This window comes from Synechocystis sp. PCC 7509 (assembly GCF_000332075.2).
In the GTDB taxonomy this organism is placed as follows: domain Bacteria; phylum Cyanobacteriota; class Cyanobacteriia; order Cyanobacteriales; family Chroococcidiopsidaceae; genus Aliterella.
Genome location: NZ_ALVU02000001.1, coordinates 2,480,711 through 2,493,429, shown reverse-complemented (window position 1 = coordinate 2,493,429; position 12,719 = coordinate 2,480,711). Strand labels below are relative to the sequence as shown.

At 42.5% G+C, this 12,719-nt stretch carries 12 protein-coding genes; 5 read left to right on the top strand and 7 right to left on the bottom strand.

Annotated features, from left to right (window positions below):
* Window positions 1–18: 18 nt before the first annotated feature.
* Window positions 19–2,598, bottom strand: coding sequence for a 3-keto-alpha-glucoside-1,2-lyase-like domain-containing protein (locus SYN7509_RS0212500; protein ID WP_009632399.1), 2,580 nt, complete (start codon window positions 2,596–2,598; stop codon window positions 19–21).
* Window positions 2,599–2,826: 228 nt separating this feature from the next.
* Window positions 2,827–4,458 carry a Dyp-type peroxidase gene (locus SYN7509_RS27650; protein ID WP_009632398.1) on the bottom strand — a complete coding sequence of 544 codons (1,632 nt, stop codon included), beginning with the start codon at window positions 4,456–4,458 and terminating at the stop codon, window positions 2,827–2,829.
* Between the two features lie 102 nt (window positions 4,459–4,560).
* Between SYN7509_RS27650 and SYN7509_RS30135 the strand changes: the two genes are divergently transcribed.
* The 3 genes from SYN7509_RS30135 to rdgB all read left to right on the top strand — a co-directional run bounded on the left by SYN7509_RS30135 (window position 4,561) and on the right by rdgB (window position 6,868).
* Complete coding sequence (locus tag SYN7509_RS30135) at window positions 4,561–4,731, top strand: hypothetical protein (protein ID WP_158506150.1); 171 nt, start codon at window positions 4,561–4,563, stop codon at window positions 4,729–4,731.
* Window positions 4,732–4,842: 111 nt separating this feature from the next.
* Window positions 4,843–6,282: a phosphoglucomutase/phosphomannomutase family protein gene (locus SYN7509_RS0212485; protein WP_009632397.1), complete on the top strand. Its 1,440-nt coding sequence runs from the start codon at window positions 4,843–4,845 to the stop codon at window positions 6,280–6,282.
* 1 nt (window position 6,283) lies between these two features.
* The gene (gene rdgB, locus SYN7509_RS0212480; RefSeq protein WP_009632396.1) at window positions 6,284–6,868 is read left to right on the top strand and encodes an RdgB/HAM1 family non-canonical purine NTP pyrophosphatase; all 585 of its coding nucleotides are present in this window, start codon (window positions 6,284–6,286) and stop codon (window positions 6,866–6,868) included.
* Window positions 6,869–6,901: 33 nt separating this feature from the next.
* On the opposite strand, the gene SYN7509_RS0212475 is transcribed toward rdgB, so the two are convergent.
* The 4 genes from SYN7509_RS0212475 to crtW form a co-directional block, all read right to left on the bottom strand.
* Entirely contained in the window at window positions 6,902–7,240 is a 339-nt protein-coding gene (locus SYN7509_RS0212475; RefSeq protein WP_009632395.1) for a P-II family nitrogen regulator, read from the bottom strand.
* Window positions 7,241–7,438: 198 nt separating this feature from the next.
* Window positions 7,439–7,945: a hypothetical protein gene (locus tag SYN7509_RS0212470; RefSeq protein WP_009632394.1), complete on the bottom strand. Its 507-nt coding sequence runs from the start codon at window positions 7,943–7,945 to the stop codon at window positions 7,439–7,441.
* Between the two features lie 148 nt (window positions 7,946–8,093).
* Window positions 8,094–8,894, bottom strand: coding sequence for a bifunctional hydroxymethylpyrimidine kinase/phosphomethylpyrimidine kinase (gene thiD / locus SYN7509_RS0212465; protein WP_009632393.1), 801 nt, complete (start codon window positions 8,892–8,894; stop codon window positions 8,094–8,096).
* 10 nt (window positions 8,895–8,904) lie between these two features.
* A complete protein-coding gene (gene crtW / locus SYN7509_RS0212460; protein WP_369792312.1) occupies window positions 8,905–9,654 on the bottom strand; it encodes a beta-carotene ketolase CrtW in 750 nt (249 codons plus the stop codon).
* A gap of 391 nt (window positions 9,655–10,045) precedes the next feature.
* Between crtW and SYN7509_RS0212455 the strand changes: the two genes are divergently transcribed.
* A complete protein-coding gene (locus SYN7509_RS0212455; RefSeq protein ID WP_009632391.1) occupies window positions 10,046–10,858 on the top strand; it encodes an SDR family NAD(P)-dependent oxidoreductase in 813 nt (270 codons plus the stop codon).
* A gap of 64 nt (window positions 10,859–10,922) precedes the next feature.
* On the opposite strand, the gene SYN7509_RS0212450 is transcribed toward SYN7509_RS0212455, so the two are convergent.
* Window positions 10,923–12,194: an RNA-guided endonuclease InsQ/TnpB family protein gene (locus SYN7509_RS0212450; RefSeq protein WP_009632390.1), complete on the bottom strand. Its 1,272-nt coding sequence runs from the start codon at window positions 12,192–12,194 to the stop codon at window positions 10,923–10,925.
* Between the two features lie 34 nt (window positions 12,195–12,228).
* Between SYN7509_RS0212450 and tnpA the strand changes: the two genes are divergently transcribed.
* The gene (gene tnpA / locus SYN7509_RS0212445) at window positions 12,229–12,636 is read left to right on the top strand and encodes an IS200/IS605 family transposase (protein WP_009632389.1); all 408 of its coding nucleotides are present in this window, start codon (window positions 12,229–12,231) and stop codon (window positions 12,634–12,636) included.
* Window positions 12,637–12,719: the final 83 nt, after the last annotated feature.

Sequence of the window (12,719 nt, the reverse complement as noted above, 5' to 3'; positions counted from 1 at the left end):
ATGATAAAAAGATTTGTTTTAAGGTAGCTCCTTGATGCGAATATTGCGGAACTGAACGATTTGGGTGTGACATTGAATTGCTAAATATCCTTCAGTTTGCAAAGGAGGAGCAATATTTGTGCGAGAAACTTCAACACCATTTAAAGCCACGGCGATCGCTGTATCTTGTACAGTTATTTCGTAGACATTCCATGCTCCCTCGGCGGAAAATCTTGGTCGAATAGCTTTACTCATTCCCTGAGTTGCTGGCGCTAGTTGATAAATAGCCCCAGTTTTTTCTAGAAATCCACCAAATACTGATTGTGGAGAGCGGCTAGCTAAGAAATTTTTGCCAGTTTCGTCTATCTGGATTTCAGTACAGGCGGCATAAAAATTATTATCGAGAGCAACTCCATCGGGGTTAGGAATGCGAAGAAAAATGCCGGAATTGGCATCAATCGAAAATGCTTTCCATTCTAGGCGCAGGACAAAATTCTTGAACTGCTTGGGCGTATAGTATAGTATTCCCAGTCCGCTATCTACTCCTGCAAGTCCTGCCTCAATTATGGGCGGTTGACCTGGTAAAGTGATGGCTTGAAAATTTGCAGTTCCAGCCGTGCGCCACATTCCGGCAAAGCTACCATTAAATAAATTTAGAAAACCAGCATCGTCATCAGCAAAAGGTAGTTCTTCTTGATAACGCTTTGTAATACTGCGGGCAACTTTTCGGGCAAGTCCCAACCCTGTAGGAACTGGATTAGCTGAACCCGCCGTTGTAAATAAAGCTTGATCGACACAGTAAGCATTGGCAACATGGTGAAAACGCCCATTAGCATCAGTTACAGATGTTTCAGGATCGTCGCCCATCCAGAGAGTGCCGCACTCGTGGTAAGTTGTCCCTAGCCCATCCTCAACAGCCGAGACTAAACGAACTTTAAGATTAGGATCGTCTGGATTACTGTCACTATTGCCAACTTCTGCCACAGAGACATTTACTAAACGCGCAATAAACTGAAAAGCTGCCGCCCGTTGCGCTTGGCGAAGATTTAATGCTTGTTGAGTTTCCACAAGTTGCACAAAACCTTGAGGAATGCCATATTGATCTTGAGCTAAGGGACTTGTATCCATCCAACTTGTATTGGGGCTACGAGAACTACTTAGACCAAATTCTACGGGCGCATTGCGATCGCCAAAATCTTCTCCACAAGTACGGATACCAAAAGTAACCCATTCAAGATCGTCTGTTACTCCTCTAAGTTTTTCAATCGTTTCAATGAGGTCATCGCGATCGGGCATCATTTGATAAAGATATTCTTCCGCATTACCGCCAGCATTCGGGGCGGCGTAAAATTGGAAGTGAAAACGCCCCGTAGTGCCATTACCTAAGTCAACGGCTGTTCCTTCAACTTGTAATGCTGCTTGCTCAAATAGTTGATTAACTAATGTCGGATCGATAGCCTCAAGAATAGTGCGGCGAACTTGCCAGAGGTAGTTACCGCGAATGTGAACCATGAGATTTGCTCCCATGCGCTCAGGGGTGATAATTGCCGGACGTGGAAAGGAGTTGCGAGCCAAACGAGTTGAATTGATGCAGTTAGCCGCCAAAACTACCATCCCTTGCTCCGATACAGGCAAAGGGTTATTCCACACAACTTCCCCTTGTCCGACGGGATCGTTAACGGCAACTCGTACTCCTCGCACTACCGCATCTTGAGTAACAAAGTTTAGTACCTTGACATTGGGGACAACAAAAAGCCGTCGATTGCGATCGCTTCCTGCGGCTAAACCAATATCCTCACGAACAGCCTCAATTAAGCCCGGCAAACTGCTATATTTATCTGGGCTAAACATTCCCGATAATTCGGCTTCAACTTTCACGGCGATCGGTGGTTGTAGCACCCGATCTATAGAGTATTTTTCACTAGCTAAACTAAAGGGGACTACTGTACGGCTACGCTTTAACAAAGACTCGTACAAAGTTCCATAGATAAAATCTTTTTCTTTGCCATCGCGATCGATATCGTAATCTGCCCCAATTTCCTGACTAACAAAAGAGTAACCATCAGGACTATTGAGAAAAGCTGAAACGGCGGCGGGCCATTGATCTAAATCGGCGGTAGTTAAAGAGGGTGTCCACCCACCCCAAAATAGTCCTTTTCCACCAACGCAGCGATGATGAGGACGAAATTTTCCGGCAAAGTCACGCCCAAATTGCACCCCTTGACCTTCGGGCGTACCATCGGAGTTAATAATCTTGTATTGCCCTTCAGGAAGTAGGGGCGCGAGGGGGATATCGTATAAACTACCTAGTCCTCTGGGCAGATTTTGGAAATGTTCGTGAACTAAAAAGGGGCCTTCTTGAAGTACCAAGATCCGAGGACGATAGCCAGGTAGGTTCTTTGTGAAGTTAAATAATTTGGTTGCACAATAAGCCCCATACATACCTGCTCCTACCACAATAAGATCAAAACCTTCAAGAGCCGCACTTTGAGCTTCTTCAAGAGTGTTAAACACAAATCTAGATAGAGCATCGCGAGAAAATGTGTTTTCCTGAATGTCACCAATTGCCGAATTGTCTTGATTGGGATTGTTAGATGTAACTAATTTTTTTAATGGCATAGTTGTTTCTCCTTCAAGGCGATTATGGAATTGCTAATGAATACGAAAACCTTACTCGTTGCATTTATGACCTAATCTCAGAGGTGTTTAAAAAGCTCCTTGCAGTTTTTAGCCCCAAGTTACAGCGCTTTGCGCTGAAGTAAAGCCTAGTAGTTTACCTAAGCGCAAATTGCTGTAAGTGAAATTTTTTTCTCGTTTACGTCTTGGGAGAATAGTATCTGTTGATTTTCAACAATCTATTTCTGACGGTTCTTCCTCAAAGGTCAAACTTGGTAAGGTTTTCAAAAATGTAATTGAAGGAGAAAAGAAGTATTCGCCACCTTTGAGGGTTACAAATTGACCAAATTGATTTTCTGGTTCAATGGTTGGCTTATGGGTTGGTTTTCCCCATTCTTTGGGCCAGTTTTGGGGCGATCGCGGTGCTTCACCAATTACTGGATCGAACTTTTCGCCCTGCTGTTGTCCAATCACGGCATCAAGCCCAGTTTTGTCGTAGTTGGGATTAGCTGGCGTACTGGTAATGTCAGATTTTCCTGGTTCGAGAAAATTAGGATTATTGCACCACAAGCGTTGAATAAACTCAAACTGTTCCCAAATATCGGACTGATAGCACATAAATAGTAGCCCTACACCGCCCGTTGGTAGCTCCTCAAGATCGGAGCTTGTACTTAAGGGTCCGCCGTAGGTAATCCCCCGACGAGCAATCCGATGTCCCAGTTCTACTTCGTTACTTTCGGCAAAAGATCCTACCGATTCTAATCGGGGATTGCTCTTGCGGATATGGGCATGGAAAGGACATTTGAGAGCATCGGGATCGCCACTATAGTTGAAATCATTAGGAATAGTGGGGTTGGTAGATTCTGCCCAACCACCATCACCGGGTTGCAAAACTAGAGGTGTCCCATCTTCATAACGCCCGACAGCCATTGCTCCGCCTAGTTCCTTTGGTAAGCCTAGACTAAGGGCGAGTTTGGCTTCGGCGGTCTTAAACCCTTTGACATTTTGTTCGAGTTTGCGGAAAACTAAAAAGCTACCAAAACTTACCGATGGCGTACCATTGGGATCGTCAATCAACACCAGTTTAAGCGGCGCTCCAGGATTTTGCCAGTATTTCTTGCTGACTCCTTCAAGCTGCTTTTTCAAAAAGGCGGGTTGGCTTACACCATCGGCGTAGCCAAAATGCTCGACGACATTGCCAAATTGTTTTTGAATATCCGTGCCATTTACTGTAGTCTCAAACTTGCGCCGCAGGGTCAATCCAGTTTCGATAGTTGCGATCGCTCCAATGTCTGCTAACTCTTTACTAATTTCTAGTTGCGCGTTAGCTAAATCTGCTGGACTGTCCGCCGCTAAAATAATCACCGCATCAATAGGGTTTTTAAATCCATCGTCCCAGGTGTCAACCGATGGATCTAAAAGCACTTCCTGGCGGCTTTTCATCCCCTTTTGAAAGCTGTCGGCATAAAATGGTGCAGGTTCTCCAGTGGGAGACGGTACTGTGTCGGGGCGGTTTTGAAGTTTAGAGCCATGAGGCTGCTTGCTTTTAGGCACTTCCAGATAATTGTAGCCCGATGCTGATAGGGCAAAGTGATAAAATAATCCGGCATCAGTTTTACTGATTTTGTATTCCTCGGAAGCGTTTAACTGACTTTTTGCTGAAGTAATTTTGGTCGTCGCAAACTTGGCAATCCATGTTTTTACTTCGGGTTTCTTTTCTGGTTTAAAGCTCAGAAAAATGTGAACTGCATGGTCACGTCCATGTCCATTGAGAATATTTCCCTGAAGATCCTCCAGAAAATCTTGATAAATTGGTTGATTTTGGTCGATTGGTTCAAAATTACTGTTAAGACTTAGTGGCATGACTTATTCCTAAATATCAAAGGACAAGAACAACAAAACGATCAAAAGACTCGCTATAAAATAGCTGATTTATCTGTAACCGCAGATTTCCAACTTAAGATTTTGGTTACAAGCTATTACTCAGAAGCACAGCTTTTTTTTTCGGAAGCTGGAGAAATATTGCAACATTTCTTAACAAAAAACTTTGCCGTCAAAGGCATCGATGAAGAGAAAGGAGAAATGCGATCGCGCTTTAAGTGCAGATTGATTGAGGAGTTCAAAAAAGCTAATTGAGGGTATTAGACTAGGATAGGAAATTTTTAGCTAGTAGTTGCTAGAGATTTGACCCGCGCTAATTGCTGCAAAAATGTTAAAATCCTGCCTGAGAAACGTAGGGGAAAATGGATGCCAGTAGCTACACAGGAAATCAAATTTGGTACAGATGGCTGGCGGGGAATAATTGGCGATGATTTTACTTTTGATCGCTTAAAATTGGTCGCGCCGATCGCGGCGAAAGTGTTGTCACAGACTTATGGGGCAACGGCTAACAATAACATGATTATTGTGGGCTACGATCGCCGCTTTATGGCAGAAACTTTCGCCCAAAAAACCGCCGATGCAGTCGTCGCCGCAGGTTTTGACGTACTACTTGCTGGGGGCTACGCCTCAACTCCGGCTTTTAGTTGGGCAGTTAAGCATTACAACGCCCTAGGGGCGTTGGTGATCACTGCAAGTCACAATCCTGGTAGCTATTTGGGGCTAAAAGTTAAAGGTGCTTTTGGAGGTTCTGTACCGCCAGAAGTGACGCAGCAAATTGAGGAATTATTGTCTGTCCCATCCTCTCCCCCGGCTAAAGCTGGAACGCTGCAAATGTTTGAGCCTTGGGCTAATTATTGCCAGACTTTGAGCCAAAAAGTAGATATAGACAAAATTAGAAGTAGCATTACGTCTGGTAAGTTAACAGTATTTGTGGATGTAATGCACGGAGCCGCCGCCGGAGGAATGGCGCAGATATTGGACGTACCCGTACAAGAAATAAATAGTAGTCGCGATCCGTTATTTGGTGGCGGTGCGCCGGAACCATTACCCCGCTACTTATCTAAGTTATTTCGCACGATGCGGACTCACAACCGCTCTAAAGCCACAGGTAGTATAGCGGTGGGCTTTGTATTTGATGGAGATGGCGATCGCATTGCTGCTGTGGATGGGCAAGGAAATTTTCTTTCTTCCCAAATATTAATTCCGATTTTGATTCAACACTTAGCTTCAAAACGCGGTTTAACTGGAGAAATTGTCAGAACTGTTAGCGGTTCTGATTTGATCTCCCACGTTGCCAAAATGTACAATTTGCCAATATTTGAAACTCCTGTTGGTTACAAGTACATAGCCGACCGAATGCTAGTAAGTAACGTTTTGCTAGGCGGTGAAGAATCGGGGGGAATTGGCTTTGCTGACTACATTCCCGAACGCGATGGTTTATTGTCTGCTTTGTATTTGCTAGAAGCAATTGCTGCGGAGGAAAAAGACTTAAGCGAACTCTACAAGGGCTTGCAAGCTAGGACAGACTTCTATTCTGCTTACGATCGCATTGACTTGCCTTTAGCGAGTATGGACGTGCGTAGTCGGCTATTAAACCAACTACAAACTCAGCCTCTTAAAGAAATAGCTGGTAAATCGGTGGTAGATTGTCTCAGCATTGACGGCTACAAATATCGTTTAGCTGATGATAGTTGGCTAATGATTCGCTTTAGCGGTACAGAACCCGTTTTGCGCCTATATTGCGAAGCCCCCACCATTCAACAAGTACATCAAACTCTCGCTTGGGCGAAACAGTGGGCAGGATAATATGAAAAAACCCCTTGTAGTCGCTACGGGAAATTCTGGTAAGTTGCAGGAAATGCAAGCTTATTTGACGGGGTTAGATTGGGAATTGCAACTAAAGCCCGATGAATTAGAAATTGAGGAAACCGGGGCAACTTTTGCCGAAAATGCTTGTCTCAAAGCTTCTCAAATTGCCATTGCTACTGGGAACTATGCGATCGCCGATGATTCTGGTTTAGAAGTTATGGCTTTAAATGGCGCACCGGGCATTTATTCGGCGCGTTATGCCAAAACTGACTCTGAGCGGATTTCGCGCCTACTCGCAGAGTTAGGAGATACCACAGATAGGCAAGCACAATTTGTTTGTGCTATAGCGATTTCCGCTCCTAATGGAGAAATTGCTTTGCAATCGGTGGGAGTTTGTCAAGGTGAAATTCTCGGTAGTCCTCGCGGGACAAGTGGTTTTGGTTACGATCCGATTTTTTACGTCCCAACTTATCAACAGACTTTTGCCGAAATGCCTAAACAAGTAAAACACGAAATCAGCCATCGCGGGCAAGCATTTCAGGAATTAATTCCCCAGTTGCAAGCCTTGCGCCTAAGTTTTTAGCCCCCCAAGATTGGGGGTTGGGGGGCATTTTTCTTACACGGCTTCTAAATTCTTTTCCCCTGTACGAATACGGATTACTTGCTCTACAGGTGAAATAAAGATTTTGCCATCGCCGATTTCTCCAGTTCTTGCTGCCGCAATTACTTTATCGACTACCATATCTACTTGACTATCTTCAACGACAATTTCTACTTTAAGTTTTTGCAAAAACTCAACAGTGTATTCTGAACCGCGATAGCGTTCGGTTTGTCCTTTTTGTCGTCCAAAGCCCCGAACTTCGGAAACGGTCATTCCCACAATTCCAGCGTTGACTAGAGCAATTTTTACTTCATCTAGTTTGAAGGGTCGGATAATAGCTTCAACCTTTTTCAATTTCTTCACTCCTTACTGCGTGTAGCACTTTATTATGAGAGTTTACCAAGTATTTCCATCGGTACAATACTAGAATATTTCTCTAATCCAAATTGTGATAAATTAAACGCGCTAGTCCTAGCCTATTTAATACTCTTGGACTTAAATATCATTCAATCGTGTAAGCAATGCGTAACAACTAATACAATTTGTCTAAAGTTATCGACTACGCACCAAAGGACGCATCATAAAATAGCCTGCGCCAAAAGCTGTCACCATAATTAATCCAATCGCGATCGCCAAGGACCAACTGCTAATTTTTGCGTCACTTGCGGGCGATGGACGACGATAGCGCCCTTGTTCTTGTTCGCTAATTACAGGAGCTATTTTGGTAGGTTTGGGGAGAAAAGGTAATGAACCATAAGCTGATGGCGACGAATTATGGTCAACTGATTGGGTTTGCTCGAAAGAACGATCGGGAGTTTTTTGAGCGTTATTTATCTGTCGCCAATACACAACTGACTCGATAGCTTTATTTAGTTCTTGTTGCAATTGTTGATTTTGTCTTAGTAATTGCTGATTTTGAGCATTTAAAGCCTCAGACAACGCTTTAGACGCTTGCAATTGTATGGCTAATTCTTTATACACCGAGACGGGTATAGAGGGCGCGTAGGCTACATTAGGTTGCGGTAAGTTTTGATCTTCGGGGGTAGGGCGCGATCGCATTTATGAATTTGCTTATAGGTAGATATCACGCTATGGCTAGATTTGGAACTAACTACAGCTAGTCTTTAAGACTATGCCCAACCATACTGGAAATCATCACAATTTAAACGTTATTTTGCTAAAAATGTAGAAATTTTTAAACTTTCTCCTACTTTTCGCCACAAAGGGCAAAAAAATGTCCTACAGGCCCTTGTCCTTTCCCAATATTCAACGCGTGTTGCAAAGCAGTAGTAACATAACTTTTCGCGCTTTCTACCGCAGTGAACAAATCCTGAGACAAAGCTAAGTTAGCGGCGATCGCTGCGGACAATGTACACCCTGTACCATGAGTATTATTTGTATCTACAGCTTTTGTAGTCAAAGTTTCCATCTGTTGTCCATCAAACCACACGTCAACGCCGCGTAAGTCGCCCTTCATCCCTCCACCCTTGACTAATACCGCCTTTGCACCTTGGTTGTATATGCTTCTAGCGGCTTGTTGCATCGCGTCTAGAGTATGAATTTCTAAACCCGTCAGTATTTGGGCTTCGTAGCAGTTGGGTGTAACTATGATTGCTTGGGGGATTAAAAGATCGCGCATAGATGCGATCGCGCTATTATCAATTAACTGCGCCCCAGTCCGCGACACCATTACCGGATCTACTACTAAGTTAGCAATTTTTAAACTTTCTACTTGCTCGGCTACGGCGGCAATAATTTCTTGATTTAGCAGCATTCCTGTTTTCGCCGCTTGTACGCCAATATCTTCTACTACTGCCCACATCTGCGCTACTACCGATTCTACAGGCAAAGCATCTACACGGGTGACTCCTAAAGTATTTTGCGCGGTAACGCACGTTACAGCGCTAGTTCCGTGTACGCAATGAACAGCAAAGGTGCGTAAATCGGCTTGAATCCCTGCACCCCCGCCACTATCAGATCCGGCAATTGTTAAAGCAACTTTTACCACAAATTTTTAGTTAGATACTTAAGACTTTTTCGCGCTGGTTTTGGTAAACTTTGGGCAATCCCCACCAAGGAACAGCAGGGTGTTCGTGGTGTTCGTAATGATAGCCAAAATGATAGCAAGTAATAAATGATAGCCAGGTAGGTAAGGGATTTGTTTGAGCGCAATGAACATTTTTATAGCCGCCCTCTGGCTCTTTATGGGGTGTAAATGTCCCAAAATAAAATAATTGCACAGAACTTAAAACTGAGGGGAGAACCCAAAATAAAGTTAGGTTTTTTTCGGGAATATGGAATGTAAAAAGAATGACATTATATAAAGCCATTAATGATAATAACCGCGTCCAACTCCAATAACGCAACATAAAATAAAAGTACCAAGCAAAGAAGTTTTTATGTTTGCTGTTATGAAAATCTGGATCTAATTCGCTGGCGGGATTATGATGATGAAGCCAGTGTTTTTTTTGCAATTTTTCGTAATCAAAAAGTGCATACAAACCTACTGATAAAGCACCAATAAAGTTATTTATTTTTAGATTGCTAGGAAATACCGCTCCGTGCATGGCATCATGAGCAGTTATAAACAACCCTGTATAAAGGAACGTTTGTAAGGCAATTAGTGGTAAAAGTAATAAGTTATTAGTTTCCAATACATCGATAGACATTAATAAACACCAGCTTGATGCCCATATACCAATAACGGTAAAAGCGACCAAAAGCCCACTATACGAATTTTTACTACTTACCATTCGCGTATTTTCTATGATTGCAGGATAAATTTTATCATTTTATTATCTTATCTTGGCAACCATACTTAATTGTCTGCCTTGAGGTACACTCATTTTCTATTTTCCCAAACAATCCCTACTTAGCTTTCAAAGTCTTGAACCTATAAAATAGTTTGAAGTCAGCTTAGGATAGTAATTAATTATTTAGGTTTTGGCTGCTCGGTGTAAGTATATACTTATACTACATAATTTGCAATAAATCAATAAAGTACGATTTTCAGAGTTAACAATATAGGCTTAGATAAAAGTAACAAGTAAAAACATCAATACTCAATCAACCATAATTTAAAAAGTCTACCAAGGGAGAGAGGTAGAAAGAAGTTGCCAGGAATTATTAGATATTAGTAGAACAAATATTTGTATAGGTATGTCTCCTACAGTTTTAATTACTGGTGCTTCCCAAGGAATCGGCAAAGCAACGGCGATTTTATTTGCCCAAAACGGTTATAATCTTGTTCTAGCTTCTCGGCGAGTAGAAATCTTAACTGCTACAGCGCAGGAAGTGCAAGCTTTAGGTCAAAAAGTTTTAAGTATTTCTTGTGATGTCAAAGATCCTCAACAAGTAGCTAATTTAGCTAATAAAGCCTTGGCAGAATATGGCAGCATTGATGTATTAGTTAATAATGCAGGTATTTATAGTTCGGGGACTGTGGAAGATTTTTCTTTAGAAGATTGGCATCAAACTATAGATACAAATTTATGGGGATATATTCATACAATTCATGCTCTACTCCCAGCGATGATTGCTAAAGGTAGCGGCACAATAGTAAATGTAATTTCTATTGGCGGTAAAGTGCCAATTCCTTATTTAGTTCCTTACTCTACTAGCAAGTTTGCGCTTGCGGGTTTAACGGACGCAATGCACTCGGAATTGAAACCCAAAAACATTCATGTCTGCGGTGTTTATCCCAGTGTAATTAAAAGTAGCTTAATGGAACGGGCGATTTTTAGAGGAAAAGACGCGCAAGATATTGAAGCGCGGCGAAATCAACTTAACCAAGTTCTAAGCACTCCTGTAGTCGAAAAGCCGGAGGATGTAGCCAAAGCAATTTGGGATGGAGTTAAAAATCAACGTTCTGAGGTTTTGGTAGGTTCAGCGAAGTTGTCAACCGTCGCTTACAGCTTGTTTCCTGGGTTGATGCAGTGGGTATTTAGACAAGGTTTTAAACAAAAAACGTAACGTGCCTATTTTAGTAAAAAACCTTAGCTATGCTGTTAAAGGTGATGTACTCCCAGCGCCGCCTCTAAGAGAGGACAGCGTGGGCTTCTCTCCCCTTGCGAGTTGAGCGTTTTATACTGAGGGAGACATCCAGCCCCAGTTTTTTGATTAGAATTGCGCTGTTAGTATCCCGGTCGATTGATAAAGAGCAGCTAGGGCAGGAGTGCCAACGCTCCGATAGGTCTTTCGGGACTTTGTTCAGGCAAGTTGAGCAATGCTGTGAAGTTCCGTAGGGGTCAACTTTGACAACTTTCTGACCAGCTTTTTCAGCTTTGAAAGATAGAATATCAAGAAAACTTGCCCATCCAGCATCAGCAATACTTTTGTTCAGTCCAGACTTTGCCGCTTGACCATTATGCAGAAACTTGCCCGTTTCGTCCTGCTTAGGTTTGGCGCGTTTGGACATATTTCTAACTTTCAGATTTTCAACGAAAACTACATCAGCATTCGTAAGGATTTTACCCGCCGCCTCAAAATGAAACTGCTTGCGTTGTCTTGCAATCTTTTGGTGCAACTTGCCAACCTTACGGTTCAATAGCTTCTTTGCCCTGCTACCTTTTTTTCTGGTAGAAACTTTTTGCTGCAATAAAGCACATTTATCCTCGCTGCACCGAAAATACTGCGGTATATCAATAAATTTACCCGTACTCAAAGCCGCAAATTTCTCTAACCCTAGGTCTAAGGCAACACTATTTTCTTTGGTGGGGGTAACATCTATTTTGATATCTGGCACAGATTCGTCAGCCAAAGAGATCGTTACATACCATCCATCAGATTTTTTGCTGATGATAGCAGTCTTAGCTATAAATCCATCAGGGATAGGTCTATGCAGAATTAACTTGACTTTGCCTACTTTAGACAAGTTAATCGCATTTCCAGTAATATCCCCGCCAGTTATTTGCGTATAGGTAAATGACCTATAACGATTCAGTGCTTTAAAACGTGGTTTACCGCTACGATTCCCGTTACAATCGCCTTTGATAAACCTATCAAAAGCTAATTTAACTCGTTTTGCGCAGTCTTGAAGTACCTGAGAATGAACGTCTTTATACCAAGGGCGTTCTTGCTTTAAAGTAACTAGAGCGCGTTTTTGAGAGTAGTAGTTGGGGTTATCTTTTAGTTCGGGAAGATGACAAATTAAAGGACAACTATTTACATCATTTCGGTTTTTCTCCCACCAATCAAACCGCTCTGCCAGCAAGTAGTTATATTCCGCTCTGCACATATCTAGCCATCTATTCATGATGGCTTTTTGCGCTTGGGTTGGAAGTAATTTGTACTGGTGCGATATATTCATGTCATAATCTTATCGACTGGTGCTTAAAATGTAAATGGCATATAAATCACACTCTAGGGCAGTTTCAGACCTTAAAGCGCATCTAGTGCTTACAACAAAATATCGACGTAAAGTAATTAACGCGGCAATGCTTACCCGCTTGGGCGAGATATTTGAGCAGCTTTGCCAAAAGTGGGGTTGTGAAGTAGTGGAGTTTAACGGCGAACAAGACCACGTGCATTTGTTATTTGGCTACTACCCACAAATGCAATTGTCCAAGTTTGTAAATAATCTCAAAACTGTAAGTAGTCTATATATTCGTAAGGAGTTTGCGGATGTTGTAGCCAAAGAATACTTGCAATCTGTCTTTTGGCATTCTGCTTACTTTATTGCTTCTTGCGGCGGAGTAACGGTAGAGCAGTTAAAGCAATATGTACAACAGCAGGACTCAATGAAGTGTTAAATGTAATAGCATCGAGCTATTACATTTAACCACCTATCCATCCCGACGCTGCTAAGAGACAGCGAGGGGATTCCGGTGAATTA

Bases quoted from the DNA above. Each gene is read 5' to 3' on its own strand.
- SYN7509_RS0212500 (WP_009632399.1), bottom strand. From the start codon at position 2,598: ATGCCATTAAAAAAATTAGTTACATCTAACAATCCCAATCAAGACAAT.
- SYN7509_RS27650 (WP_009632398.1), bottom strand. From the start codon at position 4,458: ATGCCACTAAGTCTTAACAGTAATTTTGAACCAATCGACCAAAATCAA.
- SYN7509_RS0212485 (WP_009632397.1), top strand. From the start codon at position 4,843: ATGCCAGTAGCTACACAGGAAATCAAATTTGGTACAGATGGCTGGCGG.
- rdgB (WP_009632396.1), top strand. From the start codon at position 6,284: ATGAAAAAACCCCTTGTAGTCGCTACGGGAAATTCTGGTAAGTTGCAG.
- SYN7509_RS0212470 (WP_009632394.1), bottom strand. From the start codon at position 7,945: ATGCGATCGCGCCCTACCCCCGAAGATCAAAACTTACCGCAACCTAAT.
- SYN7509_RS0212455 (WP_009632391.1), top strand. From the start codon at position 10,046: ATGTCTCCTACAGTTTTAATTACTGGTGCTTCCCAAGGAATCGGCAAA.
- SYN7509_RS0212450 (WP_009632390.1), bottom strand. From the start codon at position 12,194: ATGAATATATCGCACCAGTACAAATTACTTCCAACCCAAGCGCAAAAA.
- tnpA (WP_009632389.1), top strand. From the start codon at position 12,229: ATGGCATATAAATCACACTCTAGGGCAGTTTCAGACCTTAAAGCGCAT.